The organism is Paenibacillus oceani, assembly GCF_014705615.1.
In the GTDB taxonomy this organism is placed as follows: domain Bacteria; phylum Bacillota; class Bacilli; order Paenibacillales; family NBRC-103111; genus Paenibacillus_AB; species Paenibacillus_AB oceani.
Genome location: NZ_JACXJA010000003.1, coordinates 69,769 through 87,672 on the forward strand (window position 1 = coordinate 69,769; position 17,904 = coordinate 87,672).

The window sequence follows — 17,904 nt, forward strand, 5'->3', positions numbered from 1 at the left end:
CGCTGCTCTAAGGGGGCGGATACGGAAGGACGGCGGTTTACGGCCGCCTCGGTTCCTCCGACAGCCTGCGGTAATCGTTCGGAGTGGTGCCTTTTTGCTCGCGGAACAGCCGGGAGAACGTGTTGTACGAGCCGTAGCCGGCCTCCATGGCGATATCGGATATTTTCATACCCGTCGAGCGCAGCAGCCCGCAGGCGTGTCCGAGCCGGACGTCGTGCACGTGCTGGAGAAACGTCCGCCCGGCTTTTTTCTTGAACAGAGCGCTCAAATAAGCCGGACTGATGCCGAAATGTCCAGCCACCGAGTTCAAGGTCAGCTCCTCCTTGAAATGATGCTGGATATACCGGATGATATCCAAATACAGGCGGCTCCCCGTCGTCGCTGCCGCTGCCGCGCGGTCGCTGGCGGCCTGCTTCCGGCTCCGGTCGAATTCGATCAGAATGTCGAGCAGCGCCACTTTCATTTTCAGCAGCCTCCAGCTGTCGGCTCTCCCGTACTCTTCATAAAACCGGTCGAACGACCGCTTCATGGCTGATGCCGCCACTTCCTCGAACTGATGGTAAGCAGGCAGCGACGGATCGGAGCCGGCCAGCATCCGTTGGAGCACGGCTTCCGTTTCCAGCTCCGCAAACAGACCTGCGGAGAACCGGACGTTATACAGGACGAGCGGTTCGCCAGGCTCCGTGTGCAGCTCGTGAATCTGGTACGGCAATATAAAGGTGAACGTCCCCGGCTTCATCGGATGGACCGTTCCGTTGATCGTCTCTGTTCCTTCGCCGCTGATCACATACGACAGCTCCAAATAATCGTGCCGGTGCGCCGGATAACCGCTTTCCAGCCGGTTGATCGTATAGTCCAAAGGGAAGGCCGAGTCCATATTTCGGTATTTATCGATATAAAGCGGAAGATAAGTCATCGGATAGTCCTCTCTTCATGCAGATGCTGTTGGATGTTTACTTCTGCTTCGCGCCGCTTTTTCCTGGTTCCGCGCAGTTCCCGTTTTGTCCCGGCTTCGCTTCGGCCTAGTCCGGAAACCCCGTTATTCCCTCTTGCAGCGCCGTTTTTTTCACGTCACTTTCATAACCTTCATATATTATAAAATGAATCGTCGTGCATGAGCGAAAATTCTGAAAAAAAAGATTGCTGACGGCGGAATTGCTGATAAAATGAGGGAGAGACATAGTGCAACCATCATAAGTCGCAGCATCCGAACTCGAAAGGAGAAACGCGATGGTACTCTTACCGAAAGTGAACGAGCTCGGTTTTTTTGAAATCCGCCTTGAATCGATCGGCGGACTCGGCGCGAATTTGGCAGGCAAGATGCTTGCCGAAGCGGGCGTTATGGGAGTCGGCTTGAACGGAGTGAGCTTCTCGTCGTACGGCTCTGAGAAAAAAGGGTCACCGGTCAAGGCGCATATCCGTTTTTGCGATATGGATACGTTCATCCGTGATACTTCTCCCGTGGAACGGCCACATGTAGTCGGTATTTTTCACGAATCTTTATCAAAAACGGTCAATGTAATCAGCGGCATCTATGAAGACAGTATTGTGCTAGTAAACTCGACGCGGACGCCAGACGAATTGAAGGACAAGATGAAGCTGAAGGGCGGGACGATTGCCGTCGTAGATGCGATCGGCATCTCGCTCGAAGAAAACAACCGGGTCAATATGGCGATGCTGGGGGCCTTGTTCCGGCTGTGCGACTTTTTGGATGCGGAAGTTATGAAGGGTGTCATTCGCAAATCGCTCGAAAAGAAATACCCCCAAGCGGTCGGGCCTGCGCTGCGGACGTTTGAGAGGGGTTATAATGAAGTTCGCTTCCAGACGTACGCGCTTCCAGAGGGCGATGTGATGCCGGCCTTTGTCCGTCAGGACACTCCGGTTCTCGGCTACGAGACTCAGCCTATGGGCGGTGTCATTACGAATCCGGGCAACAGCATTCTGAAAGATTTGAGCATTTCCCGGGCCGGGATGATGCCGCACTTCGACGACGAGAAATGTATCCATTGCGCGGCTTGCGACAACGTATGCCCGGATTTTTGCTTTGTGTGGGACGAACAGGCGGACAAGAAGGGACGGCCGCAAATGTTCCTGCAAGGCATTGACTACCAATATTGCAAAGGCTGCCTCAAGTGCGTAGTCGCTTGTCCGACCGAAGCGCTGTCCAAATCGCGCGAGGAAGACGGCTACGCCGAGCAGCATCGGGTGCCGCACCGGTTCGACCGGGCGATCGTGTAGCTTCCCCATTTCCAGCCGAAAGGGTGACAAGGGCACATGGCAATTGACATGAAGCGCGAAGAGCAACGCACGGGTACAGTCGAGCAGCGCGTCGTATACGAATCCGGCAATGAAATGGCTGCTTACGCAGCTCATCAGATCAACTATCATATTATGGGATACTTCCCGATCTCTCCTTCGACGGAGGTCGCCCAATTTCTCGATTTAATGAAAGCGAACGGACAGCACGACGTCGTGCTGATTCCCGCGGACGGCGAGCACGGCTCGGCCGGTGTCTGTTACGGCGCTTCCGCGGCGGGCGGCCGCGTATTTAACGCGACAAGCGCGAACGGTTATTTGTATATGATCGAGCAGATGCCGGTTCAGTCCGGCACCCGTTTTCCGATGGTGATGAATCTGGTCTGCCGTTCGGTATCCGGTCCGCTGGACATTCACGGCGATCACTCGGATCTGTATTTTGCGCTGAACACCGGCTGGCCGATCGTGATGTGCCGCGATCCGCAGGCGGTCTACGATATGAACATCATCGCGTTGAAACTGGCGGAAGACCCCGAGGTGCGCTTGCCCGTGCTGGTTGCGTCCGACGGTTATTTCACGTCCCACCAGAAACGCCGGGTCATGACGTTCGCACACCGCGACGATGTGCACCAATTTATCGGGGCGCAGCCCGCGCGCGGTTACCCTGATGTGCTGGATCGCAACAATCCGATCACTGTAGGTCCTTACATGAACGAGCCGGACTACATTAACAACTGTTACCAGCAGTCGATGGCGATGTACAACGCCGAGCACGTCTATGACCGGATTCGCCAGGAATACGCCGAGCTGACCGGCCGCGATTACCCGATCCTCGACCTGTACCGGATGGAAGACGCCGAGGTGGCCGTGTTCCTGATGAACTCGGCATCGGAGATTATCAAGGATGTCGTCGACCAGCTCCGCGCCAAAGGGATTAAGGCCGGTTCGATCGCGCCGAACATGATCCGACCGTTCCCTCAGAAGCAGATTGCGGAAGCGCTCAAGGGCGTCAAGGCGATTACGGTCGGAGACCGGGCTGATTCGTACGGCGGACACGGCGGCAATATGGTCAATGAGATCAAGGCTGCGCTGTTCACGCACGGCAACCGGGATACGCTTGTGATCAGCCGTGTGTACGGGCTGGGGGGCAAAGACTTCTACGCCGAGGACGGCCACAACTTGTTCCAGTTCGCTATCGAGGCGGCGGAGAAAGGGTATGTGGCGAAGCCGTTCGACTACTATGGCCATACGCCGGGCGATCCTGCGAAGGCGCCGAAGCGCGTGTTGAATCCGATGAAATACGAGGATTTGAAAACAGGCCTGATCACCGTCACGCCGGATGCGGCGTCCGGCAAGCTGAACGTGCGCATTCCGCCGCTGCGGTCGCTCACGAAGAAGCCGAAGCGGATCGCGCCGGGTCACGGGGCGTGTCCGGGCTGCGGGATTTTCTCCGGGCTGGAGCTGTTCTTCAAGGGCATCGAGGGCGATATCGTCGCCTTGTTCCATACCGGCTGCGCGATGGTCGTGACGACCGGTTATCCGTACTCGGCTCACAAAGCCACGTACATTCATAACTTGTTCCAGAACGGGGCGGCTACCTTGTCGGGCGTCGTCGAGATGTTCTGGGAGCGCAAGCGCAGAGGGGAGCTCGATTATCTCAACCTGCCGGACGACTTCACGTTCGTCATGATTACAGGCGACGGGGGAATGGACATCGGGATGGGACCGGCGATCGGCGCCGCGCTTCGCAATCACAAGATGATCATCCTCGAGTACGACAACGAAGGGTACATGAATACAGGCGCGCAGCTGTCGTATTCGACGCCGATGGGGCACCGGACCTCGACGTCCAACGTCGGCAAGAAGCAGGCCGGCAAGCTGTTCCATCACAAGGATACGGCGCAAATTATGGCCGCGACGAACATTCCGTATGTGTTCACCGGATCGGAATCGTACCCGCAGGATCTGGTCAAAAAAGCGGCCAAAGCGCAATGGTACGCGCAGAACGAAGGGCTCGTCTACGGCAAAATCCTGATCACCTGCCCGCTCAACTGGCTGTCCGACGATCAGGAAGGCACGAACATTATCGATGCCGCCGTGTGCTCGAACTTCTTCCCGTTGTACGAGATCGAGCGCGGGATTACGAATATTACGTACAATCCGGAAGAGAAAAACAAAAAAGTGACCGTCGCCGAATGGCTCGGCTCGATGGGCAAAACGAAACATATGACGAAGCCGGAAAACGCGGAGGCGCTCCAATCGTTCGAGCAAGAGGTGGAACGCCGCTGGAACCGGCTGAAAGCGAAGCACGAGAACCCTTATTTGTAAACGACGAGGAGACGCGCCGTGCCCGGATCGGGTCGCCCGCCGCCGCTGGGCAGGGAGACACCGCGTGGTTCGAATATAGCGACACAGCGTTTGGCGGGAACTCTTTTCCGCATCGTGGCGCGGCTTCCGGCGCACAAGACTTGGTCGCGAGGCGGAAGTCGTACATGTAAGGACAGAGCTGGAGGTGCGCGGTGCCATACGTATTAAAGCATGCGGGAAGCTCGGAACTGTTCGCCTGCAGGCTGGTCAACCGCTATGAGCTGGACTATTTCGGCGTGAAGGACTGGGCGGACGAGTCGGCCGCGCGGGAGGAGAAGGATGCCTTCCTCGCCGGCCGCGGAGTCCCGGACGCCCCGGACTGGGTAATCGCCGAGCTGGAAGAAATGAAGCTGAAGATGTGCAACGTGAAGCTGCGCAACGATCCGTCCAACCGCGTTTATGTAGGCGGGGATGGCACGATTCGTGTGGAGAAGCGATGAAAGCGGACTTACAACAGAGTCTCTGGCGGAAGCCGGGGGCTTTGTTGTTTCTGCAACCGATCTGACACGCAGCATCTGAACGGGGAGTTGCGGCAGTTACGGAATTGGGCTTGGCCGCCGCCTCTGAACCCTGACCTCGCCCCCACCCCAGCCTCCAACTCCAACTAAACTCGGTAGCCACAGTAAACTCGCAGTGCTTCCCAAGCTCATGCTGCTCAAACAAACTAAATAACGGTCTTTGTCACCCCTTATTTTTCGGTAGGATGGGCATTTTCCCCATATAGCGGATGATTGTACCTCCTATTTCAGGCAAAAAGACCGAAGCTGGGCTATCAAGCTGAAATAAGAGCTTCCAAAATCCTCTATTTCAGGAGTTTAGTCAAAGTCGCCTAAAATAGCATGTACAAAAGCCTCTTATTATCAAATCGCCGCGCGAAATGCCCGGTCGCCCCACTAACAGGTACAAACCACATCCAAGCAAGCATTCTCCCCTTTATACCTCCCTCCAAACGAATGTAACTCGCCCTGACACCGCCGTTTACCTCCAAATGGTGCGTCTGCCTCCGATCGGGAACGACCTGATCTCCATCTCAAACTTGAACAAACTCCGACAAGTCGCCCACTAGGCAGGAATGCCCAGAAAAATGTCGAAAAGAGGGGAGACAACGAGTTGCTTAAGTTACTATTGCAGGGGGGGAACCAGATGTGGATGGACCGATGATTATTACGCTTGGTACGCTGGCGCTGGCGTCTGCGTTATTCATATCCGGCAAAATACGTTCGGATTTGGTCGCGATCGGGTCGTTGGTCGTGTTGATGCTGTTTCAAATTTTAACGCCGGGCGAAGCGTTGTCCGGGTTTTCGAACTCGGTCGTCATTATGATGATCGGCTTGTTCGTCGTAGGAGGTGGCATATTCCAGACCGGCCTCGCCAAGATGGCGAGCAGGCAACTGCTCCAGTTGGCTGGGACAAGCGAGACGAGACTGCTCATTATGGTTATGCTTGTCACTTCGGTGATCGGGGCATTCGTAAGCAATACGGGAACGGTGGCGGTGATGCTGCCGGTTGTCGTCAGCCTGGCGATGAGCGCCCGGACGAATCCGGGTCAGCTTCTGATGCCGCTCGCCTTTGCAAGCAGTCTCGGCGGGATGCTGACGCTAATCGGGACGCCGCCGAACCTCGTCATTCAAGAAACGCTCCAAAATGCCGGCTACGGCAGCTTGTCTTTTTTCTCGTTTACCCCCATCGGATTGGTTAGTATTGCTACCGGCATCGTGGCGATGCTTTTCTTGCGCCGATTTTTGCCTAAAAACGACGAGGACGGCGATAAGAAGCACAATGGCCGGACGTTGAAGGAGCTGGCGCGGAAGTACCAGCTGTCCCGGAATTTGTTCCGGATTCAGGTTGGCGCGGATTCTCCGATTCAGACGAAAACGCTGCTGGAGCTGAATATCCCGGCTTCGTTCGGCATTAACGTCATTGAGATCCGGCGCAAGACGTCGGCGAAAAACCAGTTTTTCAAAACGATCAATCAGGAAATCGCCGGACCGGGAACGGTCATTCAAGAAGATGATATTTTGTACGTAAACGGTACTTTCGAGCACGCACAGCGGTTTGCGGAGACGTACGGCTTGGTGCTGCTCGACCGGCAAGCTCCGGAGAACCAGCCGCCCGCAAGCGCGGAGCGGTATGCGACTCATGACGTAGGCATTGCCGAAGTGATGCTGACGCCGAATTCCAGACTGATCGGCCAGCTCGTCAAACAATCCGGGTTTCGCGAGAAATACCGGATCAACATTTTGGGCATTCAGAGGAAGGAGCAGTATTTGCTTCACAATCTGAAGGAGGAGAAGATGCGGTTCGGCGATGCGCTGCTCGTCCAAGGGACGTGGAAAGACATCGCCCTGCTCGCGGCGGAACAGGCGGACGTCGTCGTAGTCGGCCAGCCGGTCGAGGAATCCCGCAAGGTGACGATGGACCACAAAGCCCCGATCGCCGCCGGCATCATGCTGCTAATGGTGCTGCTCCTGATCACCGAGCTTATTCCGGCAGTCGCGTCGGTCATGATCGCCGCCGTGCTGATGGTGGTATTCGGCTGTGTGCGCAATATGGAAGAGGCGTACAAGACGGTAAACTGGGAAAGCATCGTGCTGATCGGCGGGATGATTCCGATGTCGATCGCGATCGAGAAGACGGGAGCCGCGAAGCTGCTTTCCGAAGGGCTCGTCGGCTCGCTGGGCGGCTTCGGGCCGATTGCTCTGCTGGCAGGTGTATACTTTACAACGTCGATCTTAACGTTGTTTATTAGCAACACCGCTTGCGCCGTCTTGTTCGCCCCGATCGCGCTTACGGCCGCCGTCCAGTTGGGCGTCAGCCCGATGCCGTTCCTGTTCGCCGTCTCGATCGGAGCGAGCATGTGCTTCGCGTCGCCCTTCTCCACGCCGCCTAACGCGCTTGTAATGTCGGCGGGCCGGTATAAGTTCAGCCACTATCTCAAGGTCGGACTGCCGCTGCAGCTGGTGATGGGCGTTGTGATGGTTGCCGTGCTGCCGTACTTTTTTCCTTTCTAACAAAAGTAGAAGCCGCTTCCGGTGGACGTTGGTTCAAGTCCGGGAAGCGGCTTTTTTTATGAGTAAAGTACAATTGGAACAGCACGTTTTTATCATCTGCCGGAGATTGTCCGTAATGAACCGGTTATCAGCTGCAAGTTGCGGAAGAATGATTTCCTCTATTTCCGCAAAGTACGTCATTTTCATGCCTTAGCGGAAATCTGATTTCCGTTATTTTCGCTATACCGGGTAAAATAGGCGGTTATACGGGAAATAGCGGAACCATTTCTTCCGTTAAGCGTCTTTTACCCGCTATTGGAAACAAATAGCGGAAGTTTATCTTCCGGAAGCAGCTTCACAGCCAACCCCTGAAGCCGATTACCACTATAACCCCCAACACGGGATAAACAGCTGCCGCGTAACTGAGCACAATGTGTGGGGAGCCGCGCGGTACGAAATAATCGACAACTCTAACTGGAGCAGCGAAGATACCTGTTCCTCCCGCCGACAAACGGCCATGGGATTGACCAACGACATGCGAGTCCGCTTTTCCGCACCACACCATCCCCCCGCCTCCCCGGTAGCATCGCGCGGTACGGTGGAAAAGCGTCCCCGAGCACACCAAAAACCGTCCGGTCAACTGCACCGGACGGTTTCCTGCGTCTTTACCTTGCGCAGCATTTACTCAATAAGCAATCCGGCCTTCGACTCCCCGATCGCCACGATCTCCATGCCGGACTCTTGGGCATAACGGACGCCGGCTAACAGCACATTGTCGTGCAGAACGTCCGTGAAACGCTCCAGCGCCGTTTTGACTTGCGGGCTCACGTCCAGCACCAGCTTGACGCGTTTCTCGATCGGCAGCTCCAGCTTTTTACGGTAATCCTGCACGGCGCGTACGACTTCGCGGACGAAACCTTCCTGTTCCAGCTCCTCGGTAATCGCCGTGTTCAAGGCGACGGTCATTTTGTAGCCGGAAGCGGAAGCGAAGCCTTCCTTCGCCTGCTTCTCGACGAGCAGCTCCTCCAGCGTGACGCGGACCGGTTCTCCTTCGACCGTGATATCGAGGTAGCCGTTATCTACCGCGAGCTTCGACTCGGCCGAAGGGAGCTGCTTCAGATGGTTTTGCAGCGGACCGACCAGCTTGCCGTACTTTTTGCCGGCCGCCTTCAGATTCAGCTTCAGGGCGAAGTTGACGAAGCCGCTGTCGCCATGGACGAGGCGGATCGCTTTGACGTTGATTTCGTCCTTAACGATCGCCTCGAAACGACCAAGATCGAACTCGCGGTCAAGCGCAACGAGCAGCTCGGACAAAGGCTGGCGCGTTTTGATCCCGGTCTCGTTCCTGACACTTCTCGCCAGTTCGACGATTTGGCGTGCGGTTTCCATATCCGATTCCAATACGGAATCGATCTCCGCTTCGCTCGCCTGCGGATAATCCGCCAGATGGACGCTTCCCTTGCCGCCGAGGTTGTCGTACAAATCCTCCGCGATCAGCGGCGCATATGGAGCGATCATCCGCGCTACCGTCAACAGCACACGGCGCAGCGTCTGGTAGGCTGCGACTTTGTCTGCGGTCAAGCCGCTTCCCCAGAAGCGGTCGCGGGAGCGGCGGATGTACCAGTTGCTCAGCTCGTCGACGAACGTCTCCAACTGCTTCGCCGGGTTCAGGAAGTCGTACGTCTCCAGCCCTTTGCTTACTTGCTGAAGGGTGGTGTTCAGTCTGGAGAGAATCCAGCGATCCAGCTCGTTCGTTGAACGCTGCTCCGGGTGATCTTCCGGCTTGTACCCGTCGATCGTCGCATAAAGCGCATAAAATGCGTGCGTATTATGGATCGTATCGATCACCTTCGATTTGGCTTCGGCCACGATGCCTTTGGAGAACCGCTTGCTGTTCCACGGCGCGCTGTCGGCCAGCAGCGCCCAGCGGAACGCATCGGTGCCGAACTCGTCGATGATGTCCCACGGATCGATGACATTGCCTTTGCTTTTAGACATTTTCTGCCCGTTCTCGTCGAGCACGTGTCCCGTAGAAATAACGGCTTTGTACGGCGATTGGCCGTTATACAGCGTGGACACCGCCAGCAGGCTGAAAAACCAGCCTCTCGTCTGATCGATCCCTTCGCAGATCATGTCGGCCGGATATTGCTCCTGGAACAGCTGCTTGTCGCCGAACGGGTAGTGCTGCTGGGCGAACGGCATCGAGCCGCTGTCGAACCAGACGTCGATCACTTCCGGGGTACGGTCCATCGTTCCTCCGCAAGAGCAGCGCAGCAGCACCTCGTCCACGTACGGCTTGTGCAGCTCCAGATTCGGATCGACCGGCTGAACCGCCCGTTCGCGCAAGTCCGCCGCGCTTCCCGGCGCATATTCGCATCCGCAGTCGCGGCATAACCAGACGTTAAGCGGAGTCCCCCAGTACCGGTTCCGGCTGATGTTCCAGTCGACCAGCTCCTCCAGAAACTTGCCGAACCGGCCTTCCCGGATATGGGACGGGTACCAGTCGATTTTGCTGTTGTTTTCGATCAGCTGATCTTTCACCGCGGTCGTCTTGATAAACCAGCTCTCCATCGCGTAATACAGCAGCGGGGATTTGCAGCGCCAGCAGAACGGGTAGCTGTGCTCGTACCGCTCCTTGGCGAACAGCAGCTTGCGTTCGGACAAGCTTTTGACGATATCGACGTCGCAATCCTTCACGAACCGTCCGGCAAAATCGGCGACCTGAGCGGTATAACGCCCGGCCAGATCGACGACGCTTACGAAGTCGAGCCCGTGCTGGCGGGTCGTCCGGTAGTCATCTTCCCCGTGAGCCGGAGCGATATGGACGATCCCGGTACCGCTCGAATCGCTGACATAATCGGCATCGACGACGATAAACCCTTTCTTTACGGTCAAGTAAGAGAAAGGTGGTTCGTAAGCGGCGCCTACGAATTCCGAGCCTTTATGCACGGACAGCCGTTCGAAGTCTTCCTTGAACCATTTGTCGGCCAGATTGTCCGCCACGATATAGACTTCGCCGGCCTGTCTCACTTTGACGTAATCGAGGTTGGCGTTAACGGCTAACGCGACGTTGGCCGGCAGCGTCCACGGCGTAGTCGTCCAGGCGAGGAAATACTCGCCGCTTTGCTTATTCCGGAACTTCACGGTCGCGCTTAAATCTTTGACGTCCTCGTAGCCTTGAGCGACCTCGTGCGAGCTGAGCGTCGTCTGGCAATCCGGGCAGTACGGGCTGACGCGATGGCCTTTGTACAGGAGCCCCTTCTTATGAATCTCCGCTAAAATGTGCCAGACGCTCTCAATGTAGTCATTGGTCAGCGTGACATAAGGGTGGTCCATATCGGTCCAGTAGGCGATGCCTTCGGTCAGCTCGCGCCACTGCTTCTCATATTCGAACACGCTGCCTTTGCAAGTCTCGATGAATTTGGCAACGCCGTACTTCTCGATCTCCTGCTTGCCGGAGATGCCGAGCTGCTTCTCGACGCCGAGCTCTACCGGCAGACCGTGCGTATCCCAGCCGGCCTTGCGGACGACGCGGTAACCGGACATCGTCTTATAGCGGCAAATAAAGTCTTTGATAACGCGTCCGAGCACATGCCCGATATGCGGCTTGCCGTTGGCGGTCGGAGGACCTTCGTAGAACACGAAATTCGGCTTGCCTTCCCGGTTTGCGATCGACTGCCGGAACGTATCCTCCTGCTTCCATCTCTTTAGTACGCGGAGCTCGCGTTCTCTTGCTTTTTCTTTGACATCCACTTTTCTCATCGCGCTTAGCCATCCTCTCGGGTTCATAACCATAATCAAACAAAAAAATCCCGTCCCTCTAAGGGACGAGATTATCTCTCGCGCTACCACCCTTGTTCCGTTCGACCCATGCTCCGAGTCTCCCGGCACTTCAACTGCGCACTATCATGCGCGTCCCTTGTAACGGCGGGACCCCGGGGCGGCTTACTGGAGCGCTTCAGCTTTCCTTCTCGGAGAGGATGTTCGGCTAACACTTGAACGTTGGCTTTCAGCTCGTGGCCAACTCTCTGGGGGACAAGGGATTAGCGTACTCGTTCTCGTCAATGAATTTGGTTATGGCATGTAATTAACTCTTTTGTACACTATTCCAATTCAATTGTCAACAAGTGGAACAAATTGGTGCTGCGGTGCGTCTAGTAGTACAAAGTCAGAGTTGTATTTTGAAAAAGGGAGAGAGACTCGCCAAGCGCTTTTTAATCCACTCTCCCTATCGGGTCTGACATCGTACTAAAGGCAGAGGTGATAAGATGAGAAAACGTATGATGACCATCCTGTTGTGCAGTTTGCTAGCTATGGCGGTGATCGGGTTCGCCGCTCCTGCGGACGTATTCGCCTGTTCCTGCGCGGCGCCTCCGTCCGTACAGTCCGAGATGAATCGGAAGACGGCGATCTTCGCCGGGAAGGTGAAGGACGTCAAGCAGCCGGGCAAAATCGGCTTCGCGCAATCGTCGGCCGATCCGGTACGCGTTACGTTCGAAGTGACGACGGTGTGGAAGGGGCAGGTTGCGTCCACGACGGAAGTGTACACGGCGATGAGCTCGGCGAGCTGCGGCTATACCGGATTTGCCGTCAACCAGAGCTATCTCGTCTCCGCTTACGGAACGTCGGACCGGCTGGAGACCGGTATGTGCGAGATGACCAAGCCGTTGTCCGCGGCAAGCCTGGAGCTGGCCGAGCTGGGCACGGGTCAAGCGCCCGACCCTTCCAAGGCGGTTGCCGAAGGGAGTTATATCGTTCCGGCGGTCGCGGCGGTATCCGTGTTGGTTCTCGCGGCGGCGGCAGCGCTGTTCGTGATGTCGAGGAGGCGTAGAACGTAAACTTGCGCCTTACATGCTTTCACCTGACAGGTAGCGGTATCAATTCGGGAACAAGCTTGTTTGAACCCGAAGCATCACGGTTCCGGTCGAGAAGCATCGATTACCGAAATCGCTTCTTTGATGGCTGCCAAGGATTCCGTCAGAGGAGCTCCGTCCGAATTTTTAATTATAATGAAAATGCCCCTTATTCTATTCGATGGAATTGGGTAAAGTTAACCTTGTACGTGCAGCGTTGCCGAATCAGGGTCTAACGTTCGTGTGGCTGCACCGTGCCTGCGTTCCAAATTCGAAAATCGAGACGTAACCAATTGCGTCGGATAAGGAGGTGTCCAAATGTTGCAAGTCGCCGTTCGTAGCGGGTGGTCCATATTCTGGGTGCATCAGGCTACAATTGTATTCCGTTTTGCCGATAACGGGAGACGTCTGTCTTTTTTTGGCGACTGCAGCATTTTGACCCTGTAGTTCGAGTACGTGCACCGGTGTAAGCGCCGGAACGGACTTGGCTTATTCGGCTATGAGAAGCCGCGGGTAAAAGGCTGTATGCCTGAACCTGCGGCTTTTTGGCGTACAAATAAACGAAACTATACGTACGGAGATGATCGGCGATGATGATGTGTTACGCGGAGAAAATAAGCAAAAGGTGGGGCGGGACGCTCGTATTCGAGCAGCTCTCGCTGGAAATACAGGACGGGGAGCGGATCGGACTGGTCGGACCGAACGGCTGCGGCAAATCGACGGTGCTGAAGCTGTTGTCCGGCATGGAGCCTCCCGATTCGGGAATGATTCATTATAAGAAAGGGAGCCGGACGGCGATGCTGGCGCAAATCCCGGATTACGGCCCGGACATAACGGCGCTGGAAGTGCTGGAGCTGGCGTTCGCCGAGCTGCTCCGATTGAAGCGGAGAATGACGGAGCTGGAGAGCGAGATGGCGAGTCCCGATCCGAATACGATGGAGAAGACGCTCAACGAATACGGCACGCTGCAGCATACTTTTGCCACAATGGGCGGGTACGAGATGGAGGCGAACCGGTCGCGCGTAGCCGACGGTTTGGGGATCAAGCATTTGCTGCAGATGCCGTTCGACCGGTTGAGCGGAGGCGAGCGGACCAAAGTGTGCCTGGGGCGGATTTTGCTCGAGGGCCCGGATCTGCTGCTGCTGGACGAACCGACTAATCATCTCGATCTAAGCGCGGTCGAATGGCTGGAGACGTATTTGCAGGATTACCGGGGCAGCGTACTGATCGTATCGCATGACCGTTATTTTCTCGACCGTGTCGTGACCAAAGTGTACGATCTGGAGGGCGGCGCCGTAGACATTTATCACGGCAACTACTCGTACTTCGTGGAAGAGAAGGAGCGGCGGCTGCTGCTCGATTTTGCCGCTTTCCAGGAGCAGCAGAAGAAGATCCGGAAGATGGAGGAAGCGATCAAGCGGATGCGGCTCTGGGCGGCGCAGGCCGACAATCCGTTGATGTTCAAAAGGGCGGCGGCGATGCAGAAAGCGCTGGACCGGATGAACAAGCTGGACCGCCCTGTGCTCGAGCGCAAGAAGATGGGGCTGACATTCGAGATGAGTGAGCGCAGCGGCAAGGACGTCGTCCGAATGGAAGGCGTCAGCAAATCTTTCGGAAGCAGCGGCGAAGCGGCCGAGTTAACAAACGACAGCGGCGGCGGTCTGGACCGCGGAGGCGATCGGCGCGAAGGCAGGGCGCTGTACGCGAATGTCGATCTGCACGTCCGCTTCGGCGAGGCGGTGGCGATCGTAGGCGATAACGGGAGCGGCAAATCGACCCTGCTCCGCATGATTCTGGGCCAACTGCAGCCGGACAGCGGGACGGTGACGGTTGGAAGCCAGGTGAAAATCGGCTATTTGGCGCAGCGCGATTGGTTTCCGGACGAAGAGAAAACGATTGTGGACGCGTTTCGCGACATGGTGATGGTCGAGGAGGGGGAAGCCCGCCATCTGCTCGCCAAATTTTTGTTTTACGGCGCGTCGGTGTACCGCAAAGTAAACGCCTTAAGCGGCGGCGAGCGGATGCGTCTTCGGCTGGCGCAGCTGATGCATCAGGAAATGAACGCGCTCGTGCTGGACGAACCGACCAACCATCTCGATATCGATGCCCGCGAAGCGCTGGAAGATACGCTGGCCGCGTTTCCCGGCACGCTGATTTGCGTATCGCACGACCGATATTTGCTGAACAAGCTGTTTCCAGTCACATATTGGCTGGAAGACGGTGCGCTTACCCGTTACGAAGGCGGATATAACGACGCGAAGCGAAAACGCGGGGAGTTGCGATCCGGGAGACAAGCGGCGGCGCTAGCAAGTAAAGACGGCAAAACTCTGGCGGCTGCCGGGAAAAACGGCGGAGGAAGAGAGGAGAGCCGGAGCGGCGGGAGAAGATCCGCGGACGATCACGGGAAGCTTCTTGCCGATCTGGAAGTCGATATTGCATCGATGGAGCGCAAGCTGGCCGTGCTGGACGAGGCGATGATGGCCGAGACGGAACCGAAAAAGCTGGCGGAGCTTCACGGTGAGAAGCAACTGCTGGAGGCGGAACGGGAGCTGCTGTATCAGCGGCTCGAGCAAGCGGAGAGCTAGGAAACGGCACACGCCAGTAGGAACGTACAAACTAAATTGGCTCCGGACAAATGATCGCCCTCTCTTGGTAATAGCGGCCAAGAAAAGGGCGATTTGTGCAAAATCAACATAGGGCGTCGGACGAGCGGTCTGCGGGGGCTCCGCCGTAAAGATCCACAACAAGGTAACGGAGCGGAACTCATTTCTTTTGGCCGTTTCCATAAAGACGATTACAAGGACGCTGAGTTTTTCCTGCCCGCTCCAGCTTTACTTTTTGTCCGCGAATTCCTGGTCCAGCAGCTTCTGCACCTGATCCTGAATCGTTTGCAGGCCTTCTGTTACGTTTCTTCGCCCATAGATCATATTGTTGAATTCTTGAGTTGCAATCGCCGCAATCTCCATACTCGTTTGTACGGAAACAGGTGACCGGGAGGGGTTTTGCAGCGGTTTGCGCGAGTAGAAGGCTTCTAGGTGGTACCCGTCCCTGGTTTTACTTGCGTCTGTGCGGATCGATAAAACTCGCGGTTTCGTTTTCTCCAATTCAGCTGCCATCTCCGGCCCAATCAAAAATTTAATAAACTGCCAGGCGGTTTTCGTATTCGGGGAGGACGAAACAATACCGAATAGGTCACCTACTTGCACATGGATGGACTGGCCCGGTTTTTGCGGGTTTATGGGATCGGTGACTATGCTGAGCGGAAATGCGGGAAATTCGGGAACGCCGGAAGCGATCTGCTTCTGGGTTCCGATCAAGCTTGGATTGTCAATTCGCATGGCCGCTTCGCCTGCAGCGAACTTATTCCGGAGCAACGTATGCTCTTTTATTTTCAGTCCGTTCGGGATGCTTTCGGGAGGCACATAGATAGCTCCATTTCGGACCGCATCAATGAACTCGTTGGTCGCTCTCTTATTCGCTTCCAAAGTATATTGAGCTTTGCGCCCGTCGCTGCTTCTGGATTCCGCCCCCGTTCCCGCAATATAATTGGACATCAAGGTGTTGGGGGTTCCGAAATACTCCAATCCGTACAACGGCTTCCCGTCCTCCACCCGGGCAACCCGCTCTGCCAGCTGAAGGACGCTGCGCCAGCTCATATCGCTCGTCGGGTACGGAATGTTCAGCCGGTCAAATATCGCTTTGTTGTAGTAAAGAGCAGCGGTTTGGAAGCTTGGGGACAAAGCTACAAGCGATGATCCGCCGCCATAATTCACCCGGATCGCTTCCAGGGCTGTCGACGAAAACTGGTTCTGTTCCATCTGATCCTGCTTCATAAGTTGTTCCAGATCGAGCAGTTTCCCGGATTGGCTTAGATCACTAAGCAGCGAAGCGGAAACGATATCCGGCTTTTGGTCCATAAGCACCGACGATTCCACAGGAGTCATTTTCCTGCCATTTGATACGAGGGCGGGGATGATTTGAATATCGATATCGGGATGATGCTTTTTGAAGAAATTGCCGTAATCCGTCTTAAATTGGTCCTCGGTGAAATAGACGATCTTTAAGCTTCCCTTTTCGCTATCGGCTGGAGGCGGCTGTGCCGGCGGAGCGACAGTTGGACTGCTCTTGCAGCCGGCAAGCAGCAGCAGAGCGGCGGCCATTCCGGCCGTCAACGCGAGAAGCCGTTTTTTTCTCAATAACAACACTCCTTCACTATTGATCAATCGGTTGCTTTCGGCATCTATGTACATGAAAAAGAAGCAATTCAATGCACTGCCCATAAATGAAACATATAACCAATTATAATGGATTCTATTGTTTTTGTTAATGAAAAAAGGCTGTTTTATCGCTTGGCTTGAAACGCAGGCGAGCCGCGTCCTGACATGGCGCGGCTGTTTGGCTTTCGTATGGAGCGGCTGATGACAGCCGAAGGTTAGCATGCTTACAGATTATGTCTTCGTGAATTCAATCGAGGACACGCTCTCAATAAAAGTAACTTTTCCTGAAATTCGCCGGCGACACGCCCACGTACTTCTTGAACAGGCGGGAAAAATAAAACATATCGCCGTATCCGAGCATATCCGCGATCTCCTTGATCGTACGTTCCGTATTCAGCAACATATTTTTCGCTTCGGCCATTTTTAAACGGTGCACGTATTCGTTTAAAGGGTAGCCGGAATATTTTCTCACGTTCCGTTTCAAGGTCGAAAACGAAATATGATGCTTCTCGCACAGTTCTCTGGGATTAAAGGGACGGTATAAGGAAGCGGCGATGTCGTCCATCAATTTGATGATTTCTTCGTTTTTGTCGGCTCCTGGAGAAGTAGGGGCATTCACCATAAACTCGAACAGCAAAGCTTCCAGTAGCAGCGCAGCCCGGTCCGCGTTAATCGGAATGCCGCTCTCCATCAGCATAAAGATCCGCTCGATTTTGCTGTGCAGCGCATCGTCGAACTCGACCGTCTTGACCGTCCCCGGCTCCAGAAGCCACGTATCCAGCCATTCCCGAATCCGCGGGCCTTGGATAGTGAAATAATATTCGTCCCAGCAGCCGCCCGGTTCCGGCCCGAAGTGAAAGACCGCATCCGGATAAAACAAAAACAAGCTGTTTTTCGCGACCGGCTGCTTCTCTCCGTCATTTACCCGATACGTACCCGATCCCCCGGCGATGAAGACGACCGCCCATTTATCGACAAAGCGGGCGTTGTGTCTAAAAAATGTTCGGCCGGGCAAGTGCCCTACGTCGAGAATGGTCAGCGATTTATGGTTTAATTTGCTCTTGTCCACTTTCAGATCGATAATCCGCATCGGCTTCAAACTGATCCTATAGTCCATATATCTTGTCATGGCTTCCATTCCTTCTTTGCTCGGCAGGTGCTACTTTAAATATACAGCCTGCAGGTAATGCTGCATAGCCGGCACATACGTATGTTTAGAAC

Annotated in this window: 10 protein-coding genes and 1 other annotated feature; of the genes, 6 read left to right on the forward strand and 4 right to left on the reverse strand. The window is 55.4% G+C overall.

Translation table 11 applies throughout. From position 1 onward, the window contains the following. Window positions 1–37 precede the first annotated feature (37 nt). Window positions 38–916 (reverse strand): AraC family transcriptional regulator, encoded by an 879-nt coding sequence (locus IDH45_RS02170; RefSeq protein ID WP_190924237.1) that lies wholly within the window; start codon window positions 914–916, stop codon window positions 38–40. Between the two features lie 314 nt (window positions 917–1,230). Here IDH45_RS02170 and IDH45_RS02175 point away from each other — a divergent pair, with 314 nt between their 5' ends. From IDH45_RS02175 to IDH45_RS02190, 4 genes are all read left to right on the forward strand, one after another. Then, window positions 1,231–2,238 (forward strand): 2-oxoacid:acceptor oxidoreductase family protein, encoded by a 1,008-nt coding sequence (locus IDH45_RS02175; RefSeq protein WP_190924239.1) that lies wholly within the window; start codon window positions 1,231–1,233, stop codon window positions 2,236–2,238. Window positions 2,239–2,274: 36 nt separating this feature from the next. Further along, the gene (locus IDH45_RS02180) at window positions 2,275–4,584 is read left to right on the forward strand and encodes a thiamine pyrophosphate-dependent enzyme (protein WP_190924241.1); all 2,310 of its coding nucleotides are present in this window, start codon (window positions 2,275–2,277) and stop codon (window positions 4,582–4,584) included. Between the two features lie 191 nt (window positions 4,585–4,775). Further along, window positions 4,776–5,063, forward strand: a complete 288-nt coding sequence (locus IDH45_RS02185) for a hypothetical protein (RefSeq protein ID WP_190924242.1) — start codon at window positions 4,776–4,778, stop codon at window positions 5,061–5,063. A 705-nt stretch (window positions 5,064–5,768) separates the two neighbouring features. Beyond that, window positions 5,769–7,634 carry an SLC13 family permease gene (locus tag IDH45_RS02190; RefSeq protein ID WP_317891123.1) on the forward strand — a complete coding sequence of 622 codons (1,866 nt, stop codon included), beginning with the start codon at window positions 5,769–5,771 and terminating at the stop codon, window positions 7,632–7,634. A 660-nt stretch (window positions 7,635–8,294) separates the two neighbouring features. Here IDH45_RS02190 and ileS read toward each other — a convergent pair. Continuing rightward, a complete protein-coding gene (ileS, locus tag IDH45_RS02195; protein WP_190924244.1) occupies window positions 8,295–11,375 on the reverse strand; it encodes an isoleucine--tRNA ligase in 3,081 nt (1,026 codons plus the stop codon). A 58-nt stretch (window positions 11,376–11,433) separates the two neighbouring features. Beyond that, window positions 11,434–11,687: a binding site (T-box leader), on the reverse strand. A gap of 194 nt (window positions 11,688–11,881) precedes the next feature. Here ileS and IDH45_RS02200 point away from each other — a divergent pair. Continuing rightward, window positions 11,882–12,451, forward strand: a complete 570-nt coding sequence (locus tag IDH45_RS02200) for a hypothetical protein (RefSeq protein WP_190924246.1) — start codon at window positions 11,882–11,884, stop codon at window positions 12,449–12,451. A 605-nt stretch (window positions 12,452–13,056) separates the two neighbouring features. Continuing rightward, a complete protein-coding gene (gene abc-f, locus IDH45_RS02205; RefSeq protein WP_190924248.1) occupies window positions 13,057–15,051 on the forward strand; it encodes a ribosomal protection-like ABC-F family protein in 1,995 nt (664 codons plus the stop codon). Between the two features lie 246 nt (window positions 15,052–15,297). On the opposite strand, the gene IDH45_RS02210 is transcribed toward abc-f, so the two are convergent. Both IDH45_RS02210 and IDH45_RS02215 read right to left on the reverse strand, forming a co-directional pair. Beyond that, window positions 15,298–16,662, reverse strand: coding sequence for an ABC transporter substrate-binding protein (locus IDH45_RS02210; protein ID WP_190924250.1), 1,365 nt, complete (start codon window positions 16,660–16,662; stop codon window positions 15,298–15,300). A 286-nt stretch (window positions 16,663–16,948) separates the two neighbouring features. Continuing rightward, window positions 16,949–17,812, reverse strand: a complete 864-nt coding sequence (locus tag IDH45_RS02215; RefSeq protein ID WP_223836314.1) for an AraC family transcriptional regulator — start codon at window positions 17,810–17,812, stop codon at window positions 16,949–16,951. Between the last annotated feature and the right edge of the window lie 92 nt (window positions 17,813–17,904).

What these genes read in the sequence shown, in the direction of transcription:
- IDH45_RS02170 (WP_190924237.1), bottom strand. Translation starts at nt 916, where the DNA reads ATGACTTATCTTCCGCTTTATATCGATAAATACCGAAATATGGACTCG.
- IDH45_RS02175 (WP_190924239.1), top strand. Translation starts at nt 1,231, where the DNA reads ATGGTACTCTTACCGAAAGTGAACGAGCTCGGTTTTTTTGAAATCCGC.
- IDH45_RS02180 (WP_190924241.1), top strand. Translation starts at nt 2,275, where the DNA reads ATGGCAATTGACATGAAGCGCGAAGAGCAACGCACGGGTACAGTCGAG.
- ileS (WP_190924244.1), bottom strand. Translation starts at nt 11,375, where the DNA reads ATGAGAAAAGTGGATGTCAAAGAAAAAGCAAGAGAACGCGAGCTCCGC.
- IDH45_RS02200 (WP_190924246.1), top strand. Translation starts at nt 11,882, where the DNA reads ATGAGAAAACGTATGATGACCATCCTGTTGTGCAGTTTGCTAGCTATG.
- abc-f (WP_190924248.1), top strand. Translation starts at nt 13,057, where the DNA reads ATGATGATGTGTTACGCGGAGAAAATAAGCAAAAGGTGGGGCGGGACG.
- IDH45_RS02215 (WP_223836314.1), bottom strand. Translation starts at nt 17,812, where the DNA reads ATGACAAGATATATGGACTATAGGATCAGTTTGAAGCCGATGCGGATT.